At 60.7% G+C, this 24853-nt stretch carries 24 protein-coding genes and 1 pseudogene; 12 read left to right on the top strand and 13 right to left on the bottom strand.

Annotation, left to right across the window (positions count from 1 at the left end; genetic code table 11):
* The 3 genes from AC3WTM_RS00330 to AC3WTM_RS00320 all read right to left on the bottom strand — a co-directional run bounded on the left by AC3WTM_RS00330 (position 1) and on the right by AC3WTM_RS00320 (position 2204).
* A complete protein-coding gene (locus AC3WTM_RS00330; RefSeq protein WP_057716273.1) occupies positions 1-732 on the bottom strand; it encodes a GntR family transcriptional regulator in 732 nt (243 codons plus the stop codon).
* Positions 733-1027: 295 nt separating this feature from the next.
* Positions 1028-1531, bottom strand: coding sequence for a L,D-transpeptidase family protein (locus AC3WTM_RS00325; protein WP_102670169.1), 504 nt, complete (start codon positions 1529-1531; stop codon positions 1028-1030).
* A gap of 121 nt (positions 1532-1652) precedes the next feature.
* On the bottom strand, positions 1653-2204 hold the full coding sequence (locus AC3WTM_RS00320; RefSeq protein ID WP_102670168.1) for an NUDIX hydrolase: 552 nt from the start codon (positions 2202-2204) through the stop codon (positions 1653-1655).
* A 147-nt stretch (positions 2205-2351) separates the two neighbouring features.
* Between AC3WTM_RS00320 and AC3WTM_RS00315 the strand changes: the two genes are divergently transcribed.
* The 10 genes from AC3WTM_RS00315 to tadA all read left to right on the top strand — a co-directional run bounded on the left by AC3WTM_RS00315 (position 2352) and on the right by tadA (position 11814).
* Positions 2352-2951, top strand: a complete 600-nt coding sequence (locus tag AC3WTM_RS00315; protein WP_102670167.1) for a CoA pyrophosphatase — start codon at positions 2352-2354, stop codon at positions 2949-2951.
* Positions 2952-3022: 71 nt separating this feature from the next.
* Positions 3023-3547, top strand: coding sequence for a gamma carbonic anhydrase family protein (locus AC3WTM_RS00310; protein ID WP_057716270.1), 525 nt, complete (start codon positions 3023-3025; stop codon positions 3545-3547).
* The gene (locus tag AC3WTM_RS00305) at positions 3544-3759 is read left to right on the top strand and encodes a DUF1289 domain-containing protein (protein ID WP_102670166.1); all 216 of its coding nucleotides are present in this window, start codon (positions 3544-3546) and stop codon (positions 3757-3759) included. Before AC3WTM_RS00310 ends, AC3WTM_RS00305 begins: the two co-directional genes overlap by 4 nt.
* 133 nt (positions 3760-3892) lie before the next feature.
* On the top strand, positions 3893-4360 hold the full coding sequence (locus AC3WTM_RS00300) for a VUT family protein (protein ID WP_102670165.1): 468 nt from the start codon (positions 3893-3895) through the stop codon (positions 4358-4360).
* A 77-nt stretch (positions 4361-4437) separates the two neighbouring features.
* Positions 4438-5619 (top strand): formate-dependent phosphoribosylglycinamide formyltransferase, encoded by a 1182-nt coding sequence (gene purT, locus AC3WTM_RS00295; protein WP_102670164.1) that lies wholly within the window; start codon positions 4438-4440, stop codon positions 5617-5619.
* Positions 5620-5814: 195 nt separating this feature from the next.
* Entirely contained in the window at positions 5815-6363 is a 549-nt protein-coding gene (locus AC3WTM_RS00290) for a sugar ABC transporter ATPase (protein WP_102670163.1), read from the top strand.
* Between the two features lie 229 nt (positions 6364-6592).
* Positions 6593-8062: an IMP dehydrogenase gene (gene guaB / locus AC3WTM_RS00285; RefSeq protein ID WP_102670162.1), complete on the top strand. Its 1470-nt coding sequence runs from the start codon at positions 6593-6595 to the stop codon at positions 8060-8062.
* A 99-nt stretch (positions 8063-8161) separates the two neighbouring features.
* Positions 8162-9739 carry a glutamine-hydrolyzing GMP synthase gene (gene guaA / locus AC3WTM_RS00280; RefSeq protein WP_102670161.1) on the top strand — a complete coding sequence of 526 codons (1578 nt, stop codon included), beginning with the start codon at positions 8162-8164 and terminating at the stop codon, positions 9737-9739.
* A gap of 201 nt (positions 9740-9940) precedes the next feature.
* Positions 9941-11317, top strand: a complete 1377-nt coding sequence (locus AC3WTM_RS00275) for a multicopper oxidase family protein (RefSeq protein WP_102670160.1) — start codon at positions 9941-9943, stop codon at positions 11315-11317.
* On the top strand, positions 11317-11814 hold the full coding sequence (gene tadA, locus AC3WTM_RS00270; RefSeq protein WP_057716262.1) for a tRNA adenosine(34) deaminase TadA: 498 nt from the start codon (positions 11317-11319) through the stop codon (positions 11812-11814). The genes AC3WTM_RS00275 and tadA overlap by 1 nt, the downstream gene beginning before the upstream one ends.
* A 105-nt stretch (positions 11815-11919) precedes the next feature.
* On the opposite strand, the gene cmoB is transcribed toward tadA, so the two are convergent.
* The 8 genes and pseudogenes from cmoB to AC3WTM_RS00230 form a co-directional block, all read right to left on the bottom strand.
* The gene (gene cmoB, locus AC3WTM_RS00265) at positions 11920-12876 is read right to left on the bottom strand and encodes a tRNA 5-methoxyuridine(34)/uridine 5-oxyacetic acid(34) synthase CmoB (RefSeq protein WP_057716261.1); all 957 of its coding nucleotides are present in this window, start codon (positions 12874-12876) and stop codon (positions 11920-11922) included.
* The gene (gene cmoA, locus AC3WTM_RS00260) at positions 12873-13616 is read right to left on the bottom strand and encodes a carboxy-S-adenosyl-L-methionine synthase CmoA (RefSeq protein WP_102670159.1); all 744 of its coding nucleotides are present in this window, start codon (positions 13614-13616) and stop codon (positions 12873-12875) included. The genes cmoB and cmoA overlap by 4 nt, the downstream gene beginning before the upstream one ends.
* A 189-nt stretch (positions 13617-13805) precedes the next feature.
* On the bottom strand, positions 13806-14441 hold the full coding sequence (locus AC3WTM_RS00255; RefSeq protein WP_102670158.1) for a lysoplasmalogenase: 636 nt from the start codon (positions 14439-14441) through the stop codon (positions 13806-13808).
* A gap of 2 nt (positions 14442-14443) precedes the next feature.
* Positions 14444-14836 (bottom strand): protease inhibitor I42 family protein, encoded by a 393-nt coding sequence (locus AC3WTM_RS00250; RefSeq protein WP_102670157.1) that lies wholly within the window; start codon positions 14834-14836, stop codon positions 14444-14446.
* A 207-nt stretch (positions 14837-15043) separates the two neighbouring features.
* Positions 15044-17461, bottom strand: a complete 2418-nt coding sequence (lon, locus tag AC3WTM_RS00245) for an endopeptidase La (protein WP_102670156.1) — start codon at positions 17459-17461, stop codon at positions 15044-15046.
* A 244-nt stretch (positions 17462-17705) separates the two neighbouring features.
* Positions 17706-20117: a glucose/quinate/shikimate family membrane-bound PQQ-dependent dehydrogenase gene (locus AC3WTM_RS00240; protein WP_102670155.1), complete on the bottom strand. Its 2412-nt coding sequence runs from the start codon at positions 20115-20117 to the stop codon at positions 17706-17708.
* A gap of 97 nt (positions 20118-20214) precedes the next feature.
* Positions 20215-20292: pseudogene (locus tag AC3WTM_RS00235) on the bottom strand (outer membrane lipoprotein carrier protein LolA); the annotation flags it as partial.
* A gap of 40 nt (positions 20293-20332) precedes the next feature.
* Positions 20333-21715 carry a carbohydrate porin gene (locus AC3WTM_RS00230; protein ID WP_102670154.1) on the bottom strand — a complete coding sequence of 461 codons (1383 nt, stop codon included), beginning with the start codon at positions 21713-21715 and terminating at the stop codon, positions 20333-20335.
* A gap of 377 nt (positions 21716-22092) precedes the next feature.
* On the opposite strand from AC3WTM_RS00230, the gene AC3WTM_RS00225 reads away from it, so the two are divergent.
* Both AC3WTM_RS00225 and AC3WTM_RS00220 read left to right on the top strand, forming a co-directional pair.
* A complete protein-coding gene (locus tag AC3WTM_RS00225) occupies positions 22093-22323 on the top strand; it encodes a VF530 family protein (protein WP_007985772.1) in 231 nt (76 codons plus the stop codon).
* A gap of 2 nt (positions 22324-22325) precedes the next feature.
* On the top strand, positions 22326-22985 hold the full coding sequence (locus tag AC3WTM_RS00220; RefSeq protein ID WP_102670153.1) for a Pr6Pr family membrane protein: 660 nt from the start codon (positions 22326-22328) through the stop codon (positions 22983-22985).
* A gap of 104 nt (positions 22986-23089) precedes the next feature.
* On the opposite strand, the gene AC3WTM_RS00215 is transcribed toward AC3WTM_RS00220, so the two are convergent.
* Both AC3WTM_RS00215 and AC3WTM_RS00210 read right to left on the bottom strand, forming a co-directional pair.
* Positions 23090-23875, bottom strand: coding sequence for a siderophore-interacting protein (locus AC3WTM_RS00215; RefSeq protein WP_102670152.1), 786 nt, complete (start codon positions 23873-23875; stop codon positions 23090-23092).
* On the bottom strand, positions 23872-24447 hold the full coding sequence (locus AC3WTM_RS00210; protein WP_102670151.1) for a PadR family transcriptional regulator: 576 nt from the start codon (positions 24445-24447) through the stop codon (positions 23872-23874). The genes AC3WTM_RS00215 and AC3WTM_RS00210 overlap by 4 nt, the downstream gene beginning before the upstream one ends.
* Positions 24448-24853 lie beyond the last annotated feature (406 nt).

The following is a 24853-nucleotide window of genomic DNA, read 5'->3' as shown; positions in this document are numbered from 1 at the left end:
CTAGCGGCGAAGCTCTGCGACAAAGTCGTAGTAGTCGTTACGGCAATAGGTGTCGGTGACTTCGATGGGCGTGTTGTCTTCCAGGTAGCCGACCCGGGTCATCAGCAGCATGGCGGTGCCGGGGGCAATGCCCACCAGGGCTGCGAATTCGTCCGAGGCGTTGATCGCCTGGATGTGCTGCAGGGCGCGGACAACCGGTTTGCCGATGCCGTCGAGGTACTCGTAGAGGGAATCGCCCACCGCCTGCGGCTTGGGAATGATCGAGGCGGGCAGGGTGCTCATCTCGATGGCCATCACCGTGTCGTCGGCCTTGCGCAGGCGTTTGAGGCGCGCGACTTTGTCGTTGGGCGACAGGCCGAGACGGATCAGTTCTTCGTGGGTCGGCAGGGTAATTTCCCGCTCCAGCCATTGCGATCCGGGCACGAACCCCTTGAGGCGGAGCATTTCACTGAAACCGGAAAGGCGCGACAACGGTTGTTCGAGCCGCGGCGTGATGAAGGTGCCGGAGCCCTGGTTGCGGCGGATCAGGCCTTGTTCGAACAACACTTCCAGAGCCTTGCGTGCAGTGACGCGGGAGATGCCCAGCGCTTCGCTCAGATTGCGCTCCGACGGCATGGCCTGTTCGGCTTTCCACTGGCCGGCATGGATCGCCGCTTCCAGATTGCGTGCCAGTTGCAGGTACAACGGCGTGGGTTGGGTGTCATCGGGGCGCAGGGCTGAAAGGTCGTTCATTTAATTATTGTCCGACGCGTCTGTAAGAAAGTTACTTGTTCGCTGTAGGGCAAAAAACTAATACCACTTGAATACCATGTCAATGCACCTCTCAGGCTGCAGGTGCGGTAAACAGGCCTTGTGTGGCGCAGTGGAAAGAGGCTGGATCGAAGTGGTATTAGCGGCGGGAGGATTTAAAGCAAAGATCGCAGCCTTCGGCAGCTTCTACAGGGGGAAATGGTATTCACCCTGGAGGAGCTGCCGAAGGCTGGATTTTTTTTGATTTTTTTTGCGGAGCGACCAAAGGTCGGGGAATTTACGGGCGGATCTCGATCATCGTGCCGTCCGGCACCAGGTTCCAGACTTCGCGCATGTCCATGTTGCGCATGGCGATGCAGCCGTCGGTCCAGTCCAGGGTGTGGAACAGGTCTTCCGGGGTGTCTTCGCTGTCCGGGGTACCGTGGATCATGATCATGCCGCCGGGCTCGACGCCTTCACGACGGGCGCGGGCAGAGTCGCTGATGTTCGGGTAGGAAATGTGCATCGCCAGGTTGAAACGATCGCTTATCTTGCGCCAGTCGACCCAGTAGAAGCCTTCCGGGGTGCGCTTGTCGCCTTCCATCAGCTTCGGCCCCTTGGGACGTTTGCCCAGGGAAATGCGATAGGTTTTGAGCGGCTTGCCGTCATTGATCAATTGCAATTGATGGGAAGACTTGAGAATCAGGATTTTCTCGATGACCTTGCCGTCCAGGGTTTCCACGGCAGAAGCCTGGGACACCGTGACAAACGACAAACAGAGCAGGGCAAGCAACCAGCGCATTGAAACGATTCCCCAGGAGGTGTCGCGACTATTTATGTATAGAAGTTTTTGCAGGAGCTGCCGCTGGCTCGGGCCGCATTCGGACAATCTTTCGGCGCCTCCCGGTGATGCCGAGATGACATCAGATAATGGCAGGCTGAGCAAGCGGCGGGATCGATTCAGACCGAACGGGATAGATTTCGGTCCGCCGGTCAGCGAAGAAGCATTCTAAGGTACGGCCCACTGTGCGGAAAGCCAGCTCATCCCATGGAATGTCCGCTTCGTCGAATAGTTGCACTTCCAGGCTCTCGGGACCGGCGCAAAAGTCCAGGTCCGCCAGTTCGGCCCGGAAGAACACATGCACCTGGCTGATGTGCGGCACGTCGATCAGGGTATAGATGCTCAGGTTGCGCACCCGGGCGCAGGCTTCTTCGGCTGTCTCGCGAATGGCGGCCTGTTCGATGGTCTCGCCGTTCTCCATGAAACCGGCGGGCAGGGTCCAGTAACCGCGTCGCGGCTCGATGGCCCGCCGGCACAGCAATACCTGGGTGCCCCAGGTCGCCACGCAGCCGGCGACGATGTTGGGGTTCTGGTAGTGAATGGCCTGACAGCTGTCGCAAACAAAACGCAGGCGCGAATCGCCTTCGGGTATGCGCTGGGTCACCGGGTTACCGCACTGGCTGCAAAATTTCATGCTGGGGTTCCTGAATGCTGCGCCTATCTTGGCGCGCGGCAGTGTCGGTCGGCAAGTTGTCGTTTCGCGACATGGGGTGGTTGCGGGGGTTGGGCGACCGCAGCGATTGGTGCATGATGCCGGGTAAGGCACAAATCGAGAACACTCATGCTGGACGAGCTACTGCATCGGGTTAGTAACCACACTCCACGCACACTGGAGACCGATCGTCGTTTTCCCGAGGCTGCGGTGCTGCTGCCCATCACCCGCAGTGACGAGCCCGAACTGGTGTTGACCCTGCGTGCCAGCGGCCTGTCGACCCATGGCGGCGAAGTTGCCTTCCCCGGCGGACGCCGTGACCCCGAAGACCCCGACCTGATTTTCACCGCCCTGCGTGAAGCCGAAGAAGAGATTGGCCTGCCGCCGGGGCTGGTCGAGGTGATCGGACCGCTCAGCCCGCTGATCAGCCTGCATGGCATCAAGGTCACACCCTATGTCGGGGTGATCCCGGATTTTGTCGAATACCGGGCCAACGACGCCGAGATCGCCGCGGTGTTCAGCGTACCCCTGGACTTCTTCCGTAAAGACCCGCGCGAACATACCCATCGCATCGACTATCAGGGCCGCAGCTGGTACGTGCCGAGCTATCGCTATGGCGAATACAAGATCTGGGGGCTGACGGCGATCATGATCGTCGAGTTGATCAACCTGCTGTATGACGCCAAAATCAGCCTGCATCAGCCTCCCAAAAGCTTCATCAATATCTGAAGCCATCGTTCGAATGGCCTGAATCCTGGTTTTGCTGAGAAAAGCCTGCCTGAGCCTTGAGGAATACAACAATGAAATACCGCCTGGGCGACGCCCGCGTCGAAACCCATCCACAGAGCTGGGTCGCACCCAATGCCGTGCTGGTGGGCAAGGTCAAGCTGGAAGAGGGCGCCAACGTCTGGTTCAACGCCGTATTGCGCGGCGACAATGAATTGATCCTGATCGGCAAGAACAGCAACGTCCAGGACGGCACCGTGATGCACACCGACATGGGCTACCCGCTGACCATTGGCACCGGCGTGACCATCGGCCACAACGCCATGCTCCACGGCTGCACCGTCGGCGACTACAGCCTGATCGGCATCAACGCGGTGATTCTCAACGGTGCGAAGATCGGCAAGAACTGCATCATCGGCGCCAACTCGCTGATCGGCGAAGGCAAGGAGATTCCGGACGGATCGCTGGTCATGGGCTCGCCTGGCAAAGTGGTGCGCGAATTGACCGAGCCGCAAATCAGGATGCTGGAGGCCAGCGCAGCTCACTACGTGCATAACTCGCAGCGCTACGCCCGCGACCTGGCCGAGCAGGAAGAATGACTGCCACCGAACGCCCGGTTGCATCGCCCTGCGTGAATATTTGTGCGCTGGACGATGATGACATCTGCACCGGTTGCCAACGCACGGTGGAGGAGATTACCCGCTGGAGCCGCATGACCAACGACGAGCGCCGCACGGTGTTGGGGTTGTGTCATGAGCGGGCCAAGGCCAGTGGGTTGGTGTGGATGATCGGGGCAAAACCGCGGTTGTAGGAGCGAGCTTGCTCGCGATGGACTCAAGAACCCCGCGGGGAACCAGACTCCCCGCGTTATCGTTGACGACCATCGCGAGCAGGCTCGCTCCTACAGTATCCTGTGCGCCAAATTGACAGGTACTTCCCCGCCCATGCTTTTCTTGATCGCCTACATCAGCAGCGTCGTGCTGATCAATTACGCCTTTTCCACTGCCCCGCACCTGGACATCATCTGGTCGGCCTGGGGCGGGCTGGTGTTTGTGTTGCGCGACATGGTGCAAGCCCGGTTCGGCCATGGCGCCCTCGCGGCGATGCTGGTGGCGCTGGTGTTGTCCTATGTCACCTCCGACCCGTCCATCGCCCTGGCCAGCGCCACGGCGTTCGCGGTTTCCGAGTGCATCGACTGGCTGGTGTTCAGCATCACCCGGCGCCCTTTGCACGATCGCCTGTGGATAAGTTCGGCGATGAGCATTCCCCTCGATACTTTTATCTTTTTCGGCATGATCGACGCCCTGACGCCGGGCGTGATCCTCACCGCCCTGGGCTCGAAATTCGCCGGGGTCACTGCCGTGTGGCTGATCATGGCCTGGCGCTTGCGCAAACAGGCTGTCGTTGGCTGAAGTTCATGTAAAATGCCGCGCTTTCTCCCCATGGGAAGCGTGCTTCCCTCGATGATCCGCTCCTTGAGGACCTTCAGATGACCCGAATCGGAACTCCATTGTCGCCGACCGCGACCCGCGTATTGATGTGTGGCTGTGGCGAGTTGGGCAAGGAAGTGGTGATCGAGCTGCAACGCTTGGGCGTTGAAGTGATTGCCGTGGATCGCTACGCCAACGCGCCGGCCATGCAGGTTGCGCACCGCAGCCACGTGATCAACATGCTCGACGGCGCTGCCCTGCGTGCCGTGATCGAAGCCGAGAAACCGCACTTCATCGTGCCGGAAATCGAAGCCATCGCCACCGCGACCCTGGTGGAACTGGAGGCCGAAGGTTTCAACGTGATCCCCACCGCTCGCGCCGCGCAATTGACCATGAACCGCGAAGGCATCCGTCGCCTGGCCGCTGAAGAGCTGGACCTGCCAACCTCGCCGTACCACTTCGCCGACACCTTCGAGGATTACAGCAAGGCGGTCGAAGACCTCGGTTTCCCGTGTGTGGTCAAGCCGGTCATGAGTTCTTCGGGCAAGGGCCAGAGCCTGTTGCGCAGCGTCGATGAAGTGCAGAAAGCCTGGGACTACGCCCAGGAAGGTGGCCGTGCCGGTAAAGGTCGGGTGATCATCGAAGGCTTCATCGATTTCGACTACGAAATCACCCTGTTGACCGTACGCCACGTCGGCGGCACCACCTTCTGCGCACCGGTCGGTCACCGTCAGGAGAAGGGCGACTACCAGGAATCCTGGCAGCCGCAAGCCATGAGCCCGGTTGCCCTGGCTGAGTCCGAGCGTGTCGCCAAAGCCGTGACCGAAGCCTTGGGTGGCCGTGGTCTGTTCGGCGTCGAGCTGTTCATCAAGGGTGATCAGGTGTGGTTCAGCGAAGTCTCGCCGCGCCCGCATGACACCGGCCTGGTCACGCTGATTTCCCAGGACCTGTCGCAGTTCGCCTTGCACGCGCGGGCCATTCTCGGTCTGCCGATCCCGTTGATCCGTCAGTTCGGGCCTTCGGCCTCGGCGGTGATCCTGGTGGAAGGGCAGTCGACCCAGACCGCCTTCGCCAATCTGGGCGCAGCCTTGAGCGAGCCGGATACCGCGCTGCGTCTGTTCGGCAAGCCTGAAGTCAACGGCCAGCGCCGCATGGGCGTTGCCCTGGCTCGCGACGAGTCGATCGAGGCCGCCCGCGCCAAGGCGACCCGTGCTTCGCAGGCGGTCGTTGTAGAACTGTAAAAACAGCCGCGGCGGGCCTATACCTTCTAAAGGCTCGCCTACTGATCCTTGTAGGAGCGAGCTTGCTCGCGATGGACTAGAGGGCGACGCGTTCAATCAGAAAGTACGCGTTATCGTTAACGACCATCACGAGCAAGCTCGCTCCTACAGGTAATTCGCGTCCGATCTTTTATCAGCGCTCCAGGCCTGTACCCCATGAATTCCCAAAGCATCATCGTCCCGAAAATATCCACCCTGCCGGTACACGAACCCCGGGCCCGGGCCGTCGTGCGTTGGCTGGTGCGCAAGAACATCGTCCAGGAAGAGCTGACCACGTGCGGCCGCACCGGCAATCGCATGGGCCATGCGATTGCCGAGGGTGCTCGTGAGGTGGTTCTGCACCCTGAGGCGCTGCCGTTCGGCGAGCCGATCAATGGCCTGGAGATCATTACCAAGCGCTGCATCTATACGCCGGCCAAGGGTTTTCTTGGCGAAGCGGGCTGCGCCGAGTGCCGCAAGGAAGTGGGTGAAGCCCTGTTCGAAAGCCTGGAGGACTGGATGCCGGGGCGTACCGATAACTTCACCTGTCCGGAATGCGGGCATGAAGACGACATCAACGGCTTCTTGTTCCTGCAGGAATGCGGCTTCTCCAACCTCGGTTTCATCTTCAACAACTGGGCCGAAGCCGGGTTCAAGCAGAGCTTTCTCGATGAGTTCGCCGATTGGCTGGATCAGCCGGTCAGTTGGGTGAAAGTCGAGTTGTAGGAGCGAGCTTGCTCGCGATGAACTTGAAGGCGACGTTGGTTTCCAGAAAGCACGCGTCATCGTTCACGACCATCGCGAGCAAGCTCGCTCCCACAAAAAAGCAGCAATCCGTAACGCCGTAATCCCCGTATGTCAGTAATGCCAATAATAGACAGAGTTTTACATTGAACCCGAAGGGGTGTCTGACTATAATGGCGCGCTTCCATTTTCCCGCTCGGGAGCCCCCGCGATGCTGCGTATCAGCCAAGAAGCTCTGACATTCGACGACATTCTCCTAGTGCCCGGTTATTCCGAGGTGCTTCCTAACGAAGTCAGTCTCAAGACCCGCCTTACCCGTGGCATCGAGCTGAATATTCCATTGGTCTCCGCTGCCATGGACACCGTCACTGAAGCCCGTCTGGCAATCGCCATGGCTCAGGAAGGTGGTATCGGTATCATCCACAAGAACATGACCATCGAGCAGCAAGCTGCCGAAGTCCGCAAGGTCAAGCGTTACGAAGCTGGTGTGGTCAAAGACCCGATCACCATCGTCGCCGACGCCACCGTGCGCGAGCTGTTCGAATTGACCCGCATGCACAACATCTCCGGCGTTCCGGTACTGCACAATGGCGACCTGGTCGGCATTGTCACCTCCCGTGACGTGCGTTTCGAGAACCGTCTGGAAGCCACTGTCCGTGAAGTGATGACGCCTAAAGAGCGTCTGGTCACGGTCAAGGAAGGCGCCGACAAGAACGATGTGCGTGAACTGCTGCACAAGCACCGCATCGAACGCGTGCTGATCGTCGACGACAAATTCGCCCTCAAGGGCATGATGACCGTCAACGACATCGAAAAAGCCAAGGCTTACCCACTGGCCAGCAAGGACGATCAAGGTCGTCTGCGCGTTGGTGCTGCAGTCGGTACCGGTAAAGACACCGGTGATCGCGTTGCCGCACTGGTCGCCGCCGGCGTTGACGTGGTGGTGGTCGACACCGCTCACGGTCACTCCAAGGGCGTGATCGACCGCGTTCGCTGGGTCAAGCAGAACTTCCCTGAAGTGCAGGTCATCGGCGGCAACATTGCCACCGGCGCCGCCGCCAAGGCCCTGGCCGAAGCTGGCGCCGACGCAGTCAAAGTCGGTATCGGCCCTGGCTCGATCTGCACCACCCGTATCGTCGCCGGTGTCGGCGTGCCGCAAATCAGCGCCATCGCCAACGTCGCCGCTGCCCTTGAAGGCACTGGCGTTCCGTTGATCGCCGACGGCGGCATCCGTTTCTCCGGTGACCTGTCCAAGGCCATCGTGGCCGGTGCGTCCTGCGTGATGATGGGCTCGATGTTCGCCGGTACCGAAGAAGCGCCGGGCGAGATCGAACTGTTCCAGGGCCGTTCGTACAAGGCTTATCGCGGCATGGGTTCGCTGGGCGCCATGTCCCAGGCCCAGGGTTCCTCCGACCGTTACTTCCAGGACTCCTCGGCAGGCGCCGAGAAGCTGGTTCCGGAAGGCATCGAAGGGCGTGTTCCGTACAAGGGCACCCTGAGCGCGATCATCCACCAACTGATGGGCGGTCTGCGCTCCTCGATGGGCTACACCGGTAGCGCCAACATCGAAGAGATGCGCACCAAGCCCGAGTTCGTGCGGATCACCGGCGCCGGCATGGCCGAATCCCACGTTCACGACGTGCAGATCACCAAGGAAGCGCCAAACTACCGCGTAGGTTGAGCCTTCAAGCAACAAGCTAAGCAACCGGGGCTGTTTTATTCAGCCCCGAGTTGTTTCTGAATCACGACTGTTTCCGAATTTTTTAGACGAGACTGAATCATGGCCCTCGACATTCACGCTCACCGCATCCTGATCCTCGACTTCGGTTCCCAGTACACCCAGCTGATCGCCCGCCGCGTGCGTGAAATCGGCGTGTATTGCGAACTGCACCCGTTCGACATGGACGAAGATGCGATCCGCGAATTCGCTCCTAAAGGCGTCATCCTCGCCGGCGGCCCAGAGTCGGTTCACGAAGCCAACAGCCCTCGCTGCCCGCAAGCCGTTTTCGACCTGGGTGTGCCGGTCTTCGGTATCTGCTACGGCATGCAGACCATGGCCGAGCAACTGGGCGGCAAGGTTGAAGGTTCCGAGCTGCGTGAGTTCGGTTATGCCCGTGTTGATGTAGTCGGCAAAAGCCGCCTGCTCGACGGCATCGAAGACCACATCGACGCTGATGGCCTGTTCGGCCTCGACGTGTGGATGAGCCACGGTGACAAGGTCACCCGCATGCCGGAAGACTTCCACGTCCTGGCCAGCACTCCGAGCTGCCCGATTGCCGGCATGTTCAGCGACGAGCGTCGTTACTACGGCGTGCAGTTCCACCCGGAAGTGACCCACACCAAGCAGGGCGGTCGCATCCTGTCGCGCTTCATCCTCGACATCTGCGAGTGTGAAGCCCTGTGGACCCCGTCGAAAATCGCTGAAGACGCCATCGCCCAGGTTCGCGCCCAGGTCGGCACCGACAACGTCCTGCTCGGCCTGTCCGGCGGTGTGGACTCGTCCGTGGTTGCCGCGCTGCTGCACAAAGCCATCGGCGACCAACTGACCTGCGTGTTCGTCGACAACGGCCTGCTGCGCCTGCACGAAGGCGAGCAAGTGATGGCCATGTTCGCCGAGAACATGGGCGTCAAGGTGATCCGCGCCAACGCCGAAGAGCAGTTCCTCGGTAACCTGGCCGGTGAAGCCGACCCGGAGAAGAAGCGCAAGATCATCGGCCGCACCTTCATCGACGTGTTCGATGCCGAATCCTGCAAGCTGGACAACATCAAGTACCTGGCCCAGGGCACCATCTATCCGGACGTGATCGAGTCGGCTGGTGCTAAAAGCGGCAAGGCCCACGTGATCAAGTCGCACCACAACGTGGGCGGCCTGCCGGAAGAAATGAACCTCAAGCTGGTTGAACCCCTGCGCGAGTTGTTCAAGGACGAGGTCCGTCGTCTGGGTCTGGAACTGGGCCTGCCGTACGACATGGTCTACCGTCACCCGTTCCCGGGCCCGGGCCTGGGCGTGCGCATCCTCGGTGAAGTGAAGAAGGAATACGCCGACCTGTTGCGTCGTGCCGACCACATCTTCATCGAAGAACTGCGCAAGGCCGACTGGTATCACAAGGTCAGCCAGGCATTCGTGGTGTTCCAACCGGTGAAATCGGTTGGCGTGGTGGGAGATGGCCGTCGTTACGCCTGGGTCGTTGCCCTGCGTGCCGTGGAAACCATCGACTTCATGACCGCGCGTTGGGCACACCTGCCTTACGAACTGCTGGAAACCGTCAGCGGCCGCATCATCAATGAAATCGAAGGCATCTCCCGCGTCACCTACGACGTGTCGAGCAAGCCGCCGGCGACCATTGAGTGGGAGTGATCCCGCGCCAGCCCTGAGGGTTTGATCGCTGGATGAAAAGCCGTGTGAACGTGAGTTCACACGGCTTTTTTCATTGCTGCGGGTCCATCCTGCGGCCTGCCGTCGCGCCCGCTTTGCTGTTTCTTTCACAACTGCGGGTGTATCGTATTCGCCTTTTGCGGGCCTTCGGGCCTGTCGCTGATACGTGAGGTAGTTGAGTTCATGTCGTTTACCCGTCGCCAAATCCTCGGTGGCCTGGCCGGTCTTGTTGTCGTTGGTGTTGGTGCAGGGGGCGCGTCGCGCTACTGGCTGGGCAAGATGGCCGACGCAGATGCCGGTCACGACTATGAACTGATTGCCGCACCGCTGGATGTCGAGCTGGTGCCCGGGCACAAGACCGAGGCCTGGGCCTTCGGCCCGTCGGCACCGGGGACCGAATTGCGGGTGCGTCAGGGCGAATGGCTGCGGGTGCGTTTCATCAATCATCTGCCGGTTGCTACCACCATCCACTGGCACGGCATTCGCCTACCGCTGGAAATGGACGGAGTGCCCTATGTCTCGCAGTTGCCGGTGCTGCCGGGCGAATACTTCGACTACAAGTTCCGCGTGCCCGACGCCGGCAGCTATTGGTACCACCCCCACGTGAACAGCAGCGAAGAGCTCGGCCGTGGGCTGGTCGGGCCATTGATCATCGAAGAGCGTGAGCCGACCGGTTTCCAGTACGAGAAAACCTTGAGCCTCAAGAGCTGGCATGTCGACGAGGTGGGCAATTTCGTCGAGTTCAGCATTCCCCGGGAAGCGGCCCGTGGCGGCACGGCAGGGCGTCTGTCGACCATCAACGGCATCGCGCAAGCGGTGATTGATTTGCCGGCCGGGCAAATTACTCGGGTGCGTTTGCTCAACCTCGATAACACCTTGACCTATCGCCTGAACATTCCCGGCGTCGAAGCGCAGATCTATGCGCTGGACGGCAACCCCATCGAGCCGCGCCCGCTCGGCAAGGAGTACTGGCTCGGCCCCGGCATGCGTATCTGCCTGGCGATCAAGGCTCCGCCGGCCGGTGAAGAGTTGTCCCTGCGCAACGGCCCGGTGCGCCTGGGTACGCTGCGTTCGGTTGCCAACACCGACGCCCCGACCGAGTGGCCGCCCGCGCTGCCCGCCAACCCGATCGCCGAGCCGGATCTGGCCAATGCGGAGAAACTCAACTTCAATTTCGAATGGGTGGGCTCGGTGTCGGTCAATGTCGACAACGGCAAGCCACCAAGTCTGTGGCAGATCAACGGCAAGGCTTGGGACATCACCGACAAGACCTGCGCCGACCGCCCGATTGCCAAGCTCGAAAAGGGCAAGAGCTACATCTTCGAATTGAAAAACATGACCCAGTATCAGCACCCGATTCACCTGCACGGCATGAGTTTCAAGGTCATCGCCTCGAACCGGCACAAGGTCATTCCGTACTTCACCGACACCTACCTGCTGGGCAAGAACGAGCGCGCGCAGGTAGCGCTGGTGGCGGATAACCCGGGTGTATGGATGTTCCACTGCCATGTGATCGATCACATGGAAACCGGCCTGATGGCCGCTATCGAGGTGGCGTGATGCGTCAAATTCGTCCCGCCGCCATCATCGACCGCAGTCGTGATCGCGAATTCATGCGTGAGGCCCTGGCACTGGCGGCCCAAGGCGCGGCCCTCGGCGAAGTGCCGGTGGGCGCGGTACTGGTCCAGGATGGGGAAATCATCGGTCGCGGCTTCAACTGCCCGATCAGTGGCAATGACCCCAGCGCCCATGCCGAAATGGTCGCCATCCGCGCCGCCGCCCAGGCTGTCAGCAATTACCGACTAACCGGCAGTACGCTTTACGTGACGCTGGAGCCGTGCAGCATGTGCGCGGGCCTGATCGTGCACTCGCGGATTGCGCGGGTGGTGTACGGCGCGCTGGAGCCCAAGGCGGGGATTGTGCAGAGCCAGGGGCAGTTCTTTACCCAGGGCTTCCTGAATCATCGGGTGCTGCATGAGGGGGGGGTGTTGGCGGAGGAGTGCGGGGCTGTTTTGAGCGAGTTCTTCAAGGCCCGACGAGCAAAACCTTCAGACTGAACACCGGCCCCCTGTAGGAGCGAGCTTGCTCGCGATGGAGTGTCAGGCTAAGTGGTGTCGACTGACACACCATCGCGAGCAAGCTCGCTCCTACAGGTTCTTGCGTTACTTTCTGGCGACGATTACGGCCCGCATCGGCGCCGGCAGCCCTTCAATGGTCTTGCTGTGATCTTCCGGATCGAGGAAGTCACTGAGCGACTGATACTTCATCCACTCCGTCCCGCGCTGTTCCTCGATCGTGGTGGTGCTCACGTCCACGCACTTCACGTCTGTGAACCCTGCACGTCGCAACCACAACTCCAGCGCCGGCACCGACGGCAGGAACCACACGTTGCGCATCTGCGCGTAGCGGTCCTCCGGTACCAGCACCTGATGCTTGTCGCCTTCGACCACCAGTGTTTCCAGCACCAGCTCACCGCCCTTGACCAGGCAATCCTTCAATGCCAGCAAATGTTCGATGGGCGAACGACGGTGGTAGAACACGCCCATGGAAAACACTGTGTCGAACCCTTCGAGGTTCGGCGGCAGGTCTTCGAACGGGAAGGGCAGGTGCCAGGCGTTCGGCTCGGACAGGTAGCGTTGCACCGCCTGGAACTGGCAGAAGAACAGCCAGTTCGGGTCGACACCGATCACGCTGTCCGCGCCGGCGCCAAGCATGCGCCACATGTAATAACCGTTGCCACAGCCGACATCGAGGATGCGCTTGCCCTTGAGGTTCAGGTGCGGGGCGACCCGTGACCACTTCCAGTCCGAGCGCCATTCGGTGTCGACGTGCACGCCGAACAGGTCGAACGGCCCTTTGCGCCATGGCGACAGGCCCATCAGTGCGGTGCGCATTTGCGCGCGGGTCTCGTCGCTGCAATCGGTATCGAGCTTCAAGCCATTTAGCAGATCGACTTCACTCGGCTGGATCTTCGGCAGGGCGTCCAGCGCGCTTTGCCAGCGTTCCAGGTCGCCATGGCCCTTTTCCATTTTCTTGTCGAGTTGTGCTTGCAGGGTGTTGGCCCATTCGGCCAGCGGCGTGCCGGCCAGACGGCGGGCGAGGGGGGACAGATCAATCATGGCAAGGCAATCAACGAGGCAAAGTTAAGACACTGGAACCACGGCACGACTTTCGAGAACCCGGCAGCCAACAGACGTTCGCGGTGTTCTTCGAGGCTGTCGGGCTTCATGACGTTTTCGATGGCGCTGCGCTTCTGGGCGATTTCCAGTTCGCTATAGCCGTTGGCGCGTTTGAAGGCGATATGCAGATCGGTGAGTAATGCGTGTTCCTGCTCGTCTTCGAAACGCAGTTTTTCCGAGAGGATCAGGGCGCCGCCGGGCAACAGCGACTGATGGATGCGCGACAGCAATGCCGTGCGTTGGTCCCGTGCGATGAATTGCAGGGTGAAGTTCAGCGCCACCACCGAGGCCGGCTGGAACTCCAGCGCCAGGATGTCACCTTCGATCACCTCCACCGGCAGCAACTCCTGGAACATCGAGTCCTGACCGTTGAGGTACTCGCGGCAGCGCTCGACCATCGCCGCCGAGTTATCCACAGCGATGACCCGGCAGCCGTCCGTGCGCACATGCCGGCGCAGGGCCTGGGTCACAGCGCCCAGGGACGAACCGAGGTCGTACAGCACGCTGCCCGGCTGGGCGAACTGCGCGGCGAGCACGCCGAGGTTTTCGACGATGGTCGGATAACCCGGTACCGAGCGCTTGATCATGTCCGGGAACACCCGCACCACGTCCTCGTTGAAGGCGAAGTCAGGCACCTGGGCCAAAGGCTGGGCGAAAAGGCGATCGGGTTCTTTGCTCACGGCGGTTCCAGCGGTGTAGGTGGAAAAGGCCGGCATTTTAGCCAAGTTGGCGCGGGGATGCGCGGGTTGTCTGATAAACCGCCAGGCAGCCTGCAAAGTCTGTGTGTTCAGTGATATTGCTATTGCTAGCAAGCTCGTTCCCACAAGGGCTGTACAATGCCTGTGGGAGCGAGCTTGCTCGCGATGGGGTCAACGCGGTTTCTGCGTGAACGCCGATGCCGTGATGCCCCATTGCCCCAGCCAATAGCTGAGGATGATCACGTACGGCGCCGCGTCGAACGGCACCACAAACCGGCTGATGCCGATCACGCTGTCGGAGAACACGAATGCCACTGCGCCCGCCGCCGCCAGTAGCGCCGAGCGTTTGGGCACATCGGTCCCGAGTCGGGCCAGGGCGCGCCACAGCATGGCGCTGATCGCCGTGCCATAGACAATCACGGGCACCAACAATGGCCCGAGGCCGTTGGAAATCAGAATTCCCAACAGGACGGCGCCGACACCGAGGGCCAGAATCAGTGGCAATGCGGCCAGACGCCGGCAATCGCTCAAATACGCTTTCAGATAGGCCAGATGCGCAACCAGAAACGCCCCAAGGCCGAACACGAACAAATCCCCCGGCCATGCCAGCAACACGTCGCCGACCAGGGAGAAAATCAACCCCAGGCTGATCCAGCGCCGATATTCGCCTGGCGGTGCGTCGTGCAGCCAGCCGAGCAGGGCCAGCACCGGCAGCGGCTTGACCAGCAGGCACAGCAGGGACGCATGTACGCTCAGGCCATAAAGGAAGGTCACTGCGCCCATCAGCGCCAGAATCAGCCAGCCCACGGTCAGTTGACCGAGATCGCGCAGTCGAACGAATCCACCGGCAGCACTTCCGGCGCCCATGGCTGTTGCGAGGTCAGGCGCAAGCGTCCGGTGCCGGGCGCGAAAGCCTGAAAGCGCCAGGTCGAGACTCCGGCTGCGCCGACGATGCCGGCATCTTCCGGATTTCGATAAACCTCTGGGCCCAGAGCGTGCAACACACCGCCGGCCGAATCCTGTATCGCCCAGCGATAACCCGTGGTCGGATTGCTCGGCAGGGTCAGGATCAGGTTTTGCCCGTTGCTGAGCTGCACCGGACATTCGCTTTGTTTTTCCACTGTCACGTTGTGCGCAGGTTGCGTGGCGCATCCGGCCAGCAGGGCGAGGGCGAGGGTGACTAACAGGCGAATGGGGGACATAAGGTCAGTGGCTCCGGCGTTCACGACGAACGGCGAGCATAACCGAGATGAGACAAAGTGTGACAGCTACTGGAATTGGCGTTTTGAGTACTGACGCCTTCGCGAGCAAGCCCGCACCCACATTAGACCGAGTGACTTGCTTATTACGCGATCAAATGTGTGAGCGGGCTTGCTCGCGAAGGCGATGGAGCAGGCGCTAGCGATATATCAGAACAACACCTTCGCCACATCCGCAAACCGCTTGGCGAAGTGCACGGTAATCCCTTCCTTCAGATACTCCGGCAACTCCTCGAAATTCCCCCGGTTGGCCTCCGGCAAAATCAGCTCGAAAATCTTCTGCCGCCGCGCTGCGATCACCTTTTCCCGCACCCCGCCAATCGGCAGCACATGCCCGGTCAACGTCAGTTCGCCGGTCATGGCCACGCCCTTTTTCGGCGGCTGGTTGCGTGCCAGCGACAGCAGGGCGCTGGCCATGGTCACGCCGGCGCTCGGGCCGTCTTTTGGCGTCGCGCCTTCTGGCACGTGCAGGTGGACGAAGGCTTCGTCGAAGAATTTCGGATCGCCGCCATAGGACTTCAGGTGCGAGCTGACATAGCTATAGGCGATTTCCGCCGACTCTTTCATCACATCACCCAATTGCCCAGTGAGCTTGAACCCACGGTTGAGGGTGTGGATGCGCGTGGCTTCGATCGGCAGGGTCGCGCCACCCATGCTGGTCCAGGCCAGCCCGGTGATCACGCCGACCCCCGCGAGCACCTGCTCGTTGCGGAACACCGGCTTGCCGAGTGAAGCCTCCAGGTCTTTCGGCCCGAGCTTGATTACGGCTTTCGGTTCGTCGAGCAGTTTCATCACCGCTTTGCGCACCAGTTTGCCAAGGTTTTTCTCCAACTGGCGCACACCGGCTTCACGGGCATAGCCGTCAACCAGCGCCTTGAGCGCGCTGTCGCTGATGCTCAGGCTGCCCTTGGACACACCGGCTTTCTCAAGCTGCTTTGGCCACAGGTGACGCTTGGCGATGGCGACTTTTTCTTCGGTGATGTAGCCCGACAGGCGAATCACTTCCATCCGGTCCAGCAGCGGGACGGGGATCGAATCCAGGGTGTTGGCGGTACAGACGAACAGCACTTTCGACAGGTCCATCCGCAGATCCAGATAGTGATCGAGGAATTCGACGTTCTGCTCCGGATCGAGGGTTTCCAGCAGCGCCGAGGCCGGATCGCCCTGGTAGCTCTGGCCCATCTTGTCGATTTCGTCGAGCATGATCACCGGGTTCATCACTTCGACGTCTTTCAACGCCTGCACCAGTTTGCCCGGTTGCGCGCCGATGTAGGTGCGGCGGTGGCCCTTGATCTCGGCTTCGTCGCGCATGCCTCCAAGGCTGAAGCGGTAGAACGGCCGGCCAAGGGATTCGGCGATGGATTTGCCGACGCTGGTCTTGCCCACGCCCGGCGGGCCCACCAGCAATACGATGGAACCGCTGATCTCGCCTTTGTAGGCGCCGACCGCGAGAAATTCGAGGATACGGTCCTTGATGTCATCGAGGCCGGCGTGGTGTTTGTCCAGCACCTTGCGCGCGTGCTTGAGGTCGAGTTTGTCCTCGCCGTACACGCCCCACGGCACCGAGGTCGCCCAGTCAATGTAATTGCGGGTCACAGCATATTCCGGCGAGCCGGTCTCGAGGATCGACAGCTTGTTCATTTCCTCTTCGAGGCGTTTCTGCACCTGTGCCGGCAGGACTTTGCCCACCAGCCGCTGCTCGAACTGTTCGAGGTCGGCGCTGCGGTCGTCCTTGGTCAGGCCCAGCTCCTGCTGGATGACCTTGAGTTGTTCCTTGAGGAAGAATTGGCGCTGATGTTCACCGATCTTGCGGTTAACTTCGGCCGAAATCTCTTTTTGCAGGCGCGCGACCTCGACTTCCTTGCGCAGCATCGGCAGGACTTTTTCCATGCGCTTGAGCATCGGCACGCAGTCGAGCACTTCCTGCAACTCGCTGCCGGTGGCCGAGGTGAGCGCGGCGGCGAAGTCGGTCAGCGGCGACGGATCGTTAGGGCTGAAGCGGTTGAGGTAGTTCTTCAGCTCTTCGCTGTACAGCGGGTTGAGCGGCAGCAGTTCCTTGATCGCATTGATCAGCGCCATGCCATAGGCCTTGACCTCGTCGGTCGGCTCGGTGGGCTGGTGCGGGTATTCGACTTCCACCAGGTACGGCGGGCGGTGGTGCTTGAGCCAGGTCTTGAGGCGTACGCGGGTCAGGCCTTGGGCGACGAACTGCAGCTTGCCGTTTTCGCGGCTGGCGTGGTGCACCTTGACCAGCGTGCCGTAGAGCGGCAGGGCCGATGTGTCGAAGTGGCGCGGGTCTTCCTGGGGCGTGTCCATGTAGAACAGGGCCAGGGAGTGGTGATCGGATTTGCTGACCAGATCGAGGGTTTCGGCCCACGGTTCTTCGTTGACGATGACCGGCAGCACCTGGGCCGGGAAGAACGGTCGGTTATGGATCGGGATGACGTAGACCTTGTCCGGCAGGTTCTGGCCGGGCAGGGCCAGGCCTTTGCCAGGGGTGTGGTGGGGGGCGTTTTCCGGGTCTGCGTATTCGCTCGGGTCTTCGGGGAATGCTTGCTGGTCGCTCATGGGGGCACCTGCGCAATGGGTATGGGTCTTAGATGGGGCAGGTTGGCGGTGGTTTCAACGGTCATTTTCTGCAACGCAGTGTTTCGAAGGCGTGTTCAGCGCAGAGACAGGTTAGCTGTATTTCGGCACGGCACGGTCATCTGTAGGAGCGAGCAAGCTCGCTCCTACAGAGTGGTTTAGTGGTGGTAACAAAAAAGGCGACTCCTGTGAGGGAGTCGCCTTTGATTTTTACTGCCGTTGAAACTTATTCCGACAGTTTGTACGCAATCACATAGTCACCCATTTTGGTGCCCAGTGAGCCGTGGCCACCGACGACCAACAGCACGTACTGCTTGCCGTCCTTGCCGGTGTAGGTCATCGGCGTAGCCTGGCCGCCAGCCGGCAGGCGAGCTTTCCACAGCTCTTTGCCGCTGTTGACGTCATAGGCGCGCAGATATTGATCCAGGGTGCCGCTGAGGAAGCCGACGCCGCCGGCGGTGACCATCGAGCCACCCATGCTTGGCACGCCGAGCGGCAGGCCGATAGGCAATGGCGAGCTGTCGCGACTGGTGCCGTTCTTGCGTTTCCACACGACTTTGCTTGTGGTCAGGTCGATGCCGGCCACGTAGCCCCAGGCCGGAGCCTGGCACGGTACGCCTAACGGCGACATGAACGGGTGCATGATCACCGCGTAAGGTGCGCCCGTGTTCGGTTGCACACCCGCGGTTTCGCTCTCGCGCTTGCTGTCGGCAGCGACTTCGGCGCGAGGCACCATCTTCGAGACGAAGGCCATGTAGTTCGGGCTGGTGAAGAGCATCTGGCGAACCGGGTCGACCGAAACGCCGCCCCAGTTGAAGACGCCGACGTTACCCGGATAGATCAGGCTGCCCTGCTCCGACGGCGGGGTGTACTGACCTTCGTAACGCAGCTCCTTGAACTGGATGCGGCACAGCATCTGATCGAACGGGCTGGCGCCCCACATGGCTTTTTCGGTCAGTTCCGGGGCCAGCAGGTTCAGGTCCGAACGGGCCTGGGTCGCAGCAGTGTGGTCGCCTTTCACCGCGCCTTGCGGCACAGGAATTTCATGGATCGGGATGATCGGTGTGCCGTCGCGACGGTCGAGGACGTACAGGCTGCCCTGTTTGGTCGGAGCGATCAGCGCAGGTTTCACGCCGTCGACGGTTTTCATGTCCAGCAGGGTTGGCTGGCTGCCGACGTCCATGTCCCACAGGTCGTGGTGGGTGAACTGGTAGTTCCAGCGCACCTTGCCGGTGGCCAGATCCAGCGCGACCAGGCCGGCGCTGAATTTCTCGGCGCCCGGGGTGCGGTCTGCGCCCCACTGGTCAGGGGTCTGGTTGCCCAGTGGCAAGTAGACCATGCCGAGTTTTTCGTCGACGCTGGCCAGCGACCACATGTTCGCCGAGTTGCGGCTGTAGGTCTGGCCCGGGGCCAACGGTTCGGTGGCGTCCGGGTTGTTGCTGTCCCAGTTCCATACCAGATGACCGTCGCGCACGTCGTAGGCGCGGATCACGCCAGACGGCTCGTTGGTCGACTCGTTGTCGGTGACGTGACCGCCCATGATCACCAGATCACGGGTGATCGCGGCTGGCGAGGTGGAGTAGTAGCCGCCGGCGGTGAACGGGCCGATGCCTTGAGTCAGGTCAACCACACCGTTGGTGCCGAAGCCTTCGCAGATCTTGCCGGTGTCGGCGTTAAGTGCAATCAGGCGTGCATCGGCGGTTGGCAGGTACAGACGACGCGGGCAAGTCTGGGCAACGGCTTTGCCGGCCTCGGAGATGACGGCGGACGCAGCGGTTTCAGACTTGGCGTAAGCGGCTTCATCGTAGTACGACACCCCACGGCAGGTCATGTGGGCAAAGCCCTTGAAGCCCACCGGGCTCTTGATCTGCGGGTCGAAACGCCACAGTTCCTTGCCGGTGTCCGGGTCCAGCGCCAGCACTTTGCTATGGGCGGTGCAGGCATAGAGCATGCCGTTGGCCTTGAGCGGGGTGTTTTCGTTGGTCAGTTCCACCGGGTCATCGGCGGTTGGCAGATCGCCGGTCCGGATACGCCAGGCTTCTTGCAGCTTGCCGACGTTGGCCGGGGTGATCTGCTTGAGCGGCGAGTAACGGTCACCGAATTCGCTGCGGCCATAGGCCTGCCAGTCGCCTTCGGGCATCTGCGGCGCGGTGCTGGTCATGTCCGCGGTGTCGCGGCCCAGTTCGCCGAAGGTTTCGCCCGGATGGGTGAACTGGCTGGCCACGGCGGTGGCGCCGGCCAGGACCACGGCCACGCTCAAGACGCCAGTACCCATAGGGGCAGGGCCGTTGATCAGCAATGGACGACGGAACCACGGCAGCAGCATCACCACACCGAGGGCAAACCACAGCGCCAGCCGCGGCACCAGTTGCCACCAGTCGAGGCCAACTTCCCACAGCGCCCAAACGGTGCTGGCGAACAGCACCAGTGCGTACAGGCCCAGCGCCGCGCGGCGGGCGGCGATCAGCAGGACGCCGCTCAGCGCGATGCCGATACCGGCCAGCAGGTAATACAGCGAGCCGCCAAGCATGCTCAGCTTGATCCCCCCGGCCAGCATGGCCAGGCCCATCAGCAGAAGCAATATGCCGAGCAGGGTCGGCAATAGACGGCTTCGGCTCAAGGCACCATCAGTGCTCATAGTGTGATTCTCCGTGACGTTACAAGTAGTCCCGCGCAAGTTCACTGTAGATGACGATCTTGTGCGGGCAGGGTTCATATAAAACGGGTTAGTCCCTTGTAGGAGCGAGCCTGCTCGCGAAGAACCTGAGAGCGCCGTGTGGTGTCAGGCTCGCAGCGTTATCGTTGACGACCATCGCGAGCAGGCTCGCTCCTACAAAGGTTTTGTGTGGTTGGTTAGAACGATGACTGGACCTTGATCCCGCCGATCAGCGCGTCATCGACCTGGTCAACGCCACCGGGATGGCGGATGTATTGCAGGTTCGGGCGCACGGTCAGCCAGTTGGTCACGTGCACGCCGTAATAGAGCTCGGCACTGTATTCGGTGTCCTGGGGCGGCAGGTAGGACGGATTGTCGTAGTCGAAAACGACATTGGCCTGGTTGGTCGCCTCGGCATTCTTGCGATAGGCCGGGTTGACGTGGACGCGGGCCATGGCAAAGCCGATGTCGTCCCTGGCGCGTGTATCGAGCAGGCCTTTGTAGACAAGGCCCGCCTGGACGTAGTTGTCGATGGCGTTGGTCTTCTTGTCGTGCATCGTGCCGTTGGCGAACAGGCTCAGGCCGCGAGAGTGGTCGCTGGCGAGGCTGGTGACTTGCTGCTGAAGGCCCAGCCACATACCGTGTTTGCTCGACGCGCTGCGATAGGCTTCGCCACTCAGGGCGGCAGGCTGGCCATTGCTGTCCTTGTAGACGTCGGTGGCGTTGGCACTGCTGTAGTAGTAACCGGCGCGGTATTCACCCGGCAGGCTGTTGAGTTTCGGCGTCCACACCAGCTCCACCGGCAGGACTGCGCCCTGGGTGCCGCTGCCGCTGAGCTTGAACCCGTTGTCGCGGTCAAGGTTTGACGGGTTCTGCTCATACGCGCCGATCTGCGCGTACAACTCAGGCGTCAGGTGATATTTGATCCGCAGCGCCCACTGGCTGACCGGCCAGTTGTACCAGATGTCGCCCGCCCAGTTGCCGACCTGGGAGCCGCAGAACGCCAGGTTCTGGAAGTCGCAGGGGAAGCTGTTGAAGTCTTCGCCCTCACCGAAACGACCGACCTTGATGTCGAGGCTCTGATCGAAAAACTTCTGCTGATACCACATCTGCGTCAGGCGCCAGGTCTGGCCGCGGCCCCAGACTTCCTGGGCCGATGTGAAGCCGCCGACACGCGGGTCGTTGATGCGATCATTGCTGATGTTGTTGCCGCTGCGTTCGGTGATGGTCAACTGGAACTCGGCGTCGTCCCAGCCGAGGATCTTCTGCAAGTCCAGATGGGTACCCAGGCCGAACTGGTCGCTGTAGCGGGCGGTGCGATCGTGGTCGTAGCCGCCGTGAAGGTTGCTGCCCATTTCGCCGGTGTAATCCAGTTTGAATTCATAGCCTTTTTCCGCCAGCTCCGTACGTGTGCCGTTCCAGTCGCCGAGCATCCACGGTGAGTCGCTATCGAATGCAGGCGCTGCTTGAACGCATGAGGCAAGGCCCAGGGCGGTGAAGCCACCAATTAGGGGCAGGATGTTTCGATGGGCAGCAGTTGCAAAGACAGCGCTGTCTCGCAAAGATTTAAAGTCAGGCATAGAGACGGAGTTCTTGATCTTTTTCTGGGGGTAAACGGAAAGCAGCAGGCGTGAAATGAACAGAAGAAGCGTTTCAGCAGGCAGCGGGCGCAAGGATAATGTTCTGTTACAGATAGAGAAAGGGCTTTTGCTGACATGCATCCTTTCGGATTTGGTAATAGTGTTCCCTTGTAGGAGCGAGCTCGCTCGCGATGGTCGTGAACGATAACGCGTCAAACCAGATACCCAGCGGCGTCGTTGCGTTTTTCGCGAGCAAGCTCGCTTCTACAGGATTCCAAGATCCCAAGATCACCTACATTTGATAGATCGCTTCCACCCGAAGAAGCCCTCGGCTAAGGTGCGCGGCTTTCCCATTCCAACATCGCTGAAGGCCCGGCATGACCGAACACAACACTGATCCGCTGCATGGCGTAACGCTGGAACAGATCCTCAACGCGCTGGTTGAACACTACGAGTGGTCGGGGCTGGCGGAGCGCATCGATATCCGCTGCTTCAAGAGCGACCCGAGCATCAAGTCGAGCCTGACATTCCTGCGCAAAACCCCGTGGGCGCGGGAGAAGGTCGAGCGCTTGTACGTGAAGTTGATGCGCACCAAACGACCGCTTTGAACATGGTCAACCCTTCTGTGTTACACCGTCGTTTTGTGGTCGTGGCTGCCGTGCTCGGCTGGGCGGGGTTGAGCATCCAGATGTACCTGATTTTCCATTCGCGCTGGACGCTGGGCGCCAGCCTGATCGGCGGGCTGGTGAGTTTTTTCAGCTATTTCACCGTGCTGAGCAACACCCTGGTGGCGACCGTGCTGACCTGTGCAGTGACATCCCGCGAGTCGGCAGCGCGTCGCTGGTTCTTGCAGCCGTGGGTCAGTAGTGGCATTGCCGTGAGCATCGCCGTGGTGAGCCTCGCTTACAACCTGCTGCTGCGCCACTTGTGGCATCCCGAGGGCTGGCAATGGCTGGCCGACGAACTGTTGCACGACGTCATGCCACTGCTGTTTCTGGTGTATTGGTGGAGTTGCGTGCCCAAGGGCAGTCTGCGGGTGGGAGACATCGGGTTGTGGGTGATCTATCCGCTGGTCTACTTCGCCTATTCGCTGCTGCGCGGGCATTTGCTGGCGGTTTATCCCTACCCGTTCATTGATGTCGAGAAACTGGGTTATCCACAGGTGTTCATCAATGCCGGGGGATTGTTGGTGGGGATTGTGGTGATTGCCTTGCTGGTGATTGGGCTGGATCGGTGGCGCGCTCCACGTGTCAAAGGTGAGGATTTGTAGTGTTTGAGGCGTCGTTATCGCGAGCAGGCTCGCTCCCACAAAGGACTGGTAAGCGTAGATCCAATGTGGGAGCGAGCTTGCTCGCGATGGGGCCCTGAAGGCGATCACTCTCCTTCGCTGTCCCCCAGTTTCCAGTAACCCACCGCCTTGACGAACTGCTCGTCCAGCCCGTGCTCATCCAGCAGCACCCGACGAATCTGCCGCGACACTTTGCTCTCGGTCGCCACCCATGCGTACAGGCTGCCGGTTGGCACCTGGATCTGGCGCACGGTGCTCAACAAATGATCTTTGCCGCCTTCGCGCAGTACCCAGATCACATTGACCTCGGCAGCGCTCTCCAGCACTTGCTGCTCCTTGCCGTTTTCCACTTCGACAATCACCAATGCGCGGCGATTGGCTGCCAAGCCTTCGAGGCGTCGGGCAATGGCGGGCAGGGCGGTTTCGTCGCCGATCAGCAGATAGCTGTCGAACATGTCAGGCACGATCATCGAACCCCGTGGCCCGCCAATGTGCAGGAACTGTCCCGGTTGAGCCTGTGCCGCCCAGGTCGAGGCAGGGCCGTCGCCGTGCAGTACGAAATCGATGTCCAGTTCCAGGGTGTCCAGATCGTAGCAACGCGGGGTGTAGTCGCGCATCTCAGGCAGCGGACCATTGTCCTTGCCGGCGCCCAACACCAGGGTTTCCAACGCCGCGGCCTGTTCGGCATTTTGCGGGAACAACAGTTTGACGTGATCGTCCGTGCCGAGGCTGACAAAGCCTGCCAGCTCAGGCCCGCCCAGCGTGATCCGGCGCATGCGCGGAGTCAGGTCGACCACGCGCAACACTTCCAGGCGACGGCGTTTGATTTCGTGCATGACACGGTGAATGGTTGAGGCGATGACTTCAGTCATTCGGCGTTCTCCTGAATGGGTTGAACGGCGGGGCCATCGACGATGGCTTTTGCGGTGTCGTTGAGCAGGACAGCGACGCGGTGGATTTCTTCCTTGCTCCAGCGGCCGTGGTGCAGTTGCAGCGCGTGGCGCAGGTTATGCACGGCTTCGTGAATTTCGGGCGGGCGATCATGGCCGCGCAGCGAGCGTTTGCTGACATCGATGCGCACCCGCACACCTTCAAGGGCGATGGCTTGCTCTTTCAAGGACAGACGTCCGGCGTCGGTCACGCTGTAGCGTTTTTTTCCGCCTTCGGCGTCGCCCAGGATCATTTCGCTCTCTTCCAGAAACGTCAGGGTTGGGTAGATCACACCGGGGCTGGGGCTGTAGGCACCGTCGAACATGCCTTCGATCTGGCGGATCAGGTCGTAGCCGTGGCAAGGCTGTTCGGCGATCAGCGCCAGCAACAGCAATTTCAGGTCACCGGGGGCAAAGACCCGGGGGCCGCGACCACCGCGCTCACGTCCGGGGCGTTTCTCGAAGCCGTCGCGGCCGTCGCCGTGTTCACGGTGGGGGGAATGATGGTCTCTCATTTCTGCTTTCTCTCGTCGTGTTTAGATACAACTTAAGATATATCTTAACGAGAAGGCAAGCCCCCCTGACCGGTGGCCGTCCCGAGCATCGAGCCGATGACCCCGCCAAAACCGCAAAAATAGTGGTAATCAGTGCGGGTGAAAAACCTGAAATTAGTGTTAACTCTCTAATGTTGGGTTTTGGCCTATTAAATGCGAGGCTTGTGGTATCGGTCTTACAGAAGTAACTTTGTTAGTTTCTGCTTATCATTTCCATTAGTGTGCGGTTTGTAGTATTTATCTTACAGTCAGACATTGGTTTTTAAGTTATTTCAGGATTTTTCTTTCCAAGGTGATGGCGCTTTGGCTACACACTTGCAGGAACGTTCCTGCTTACTTTCCAGATAAATTGATCGATCATCTTTCG

The sequence above is a fragment of the Pseudomonas sp. EU05-FHT14B02 genome (assembly GCF_058791055.1).
This window is presented reverse-complemented; position numbering and strand designations above follow the sequence as displayed.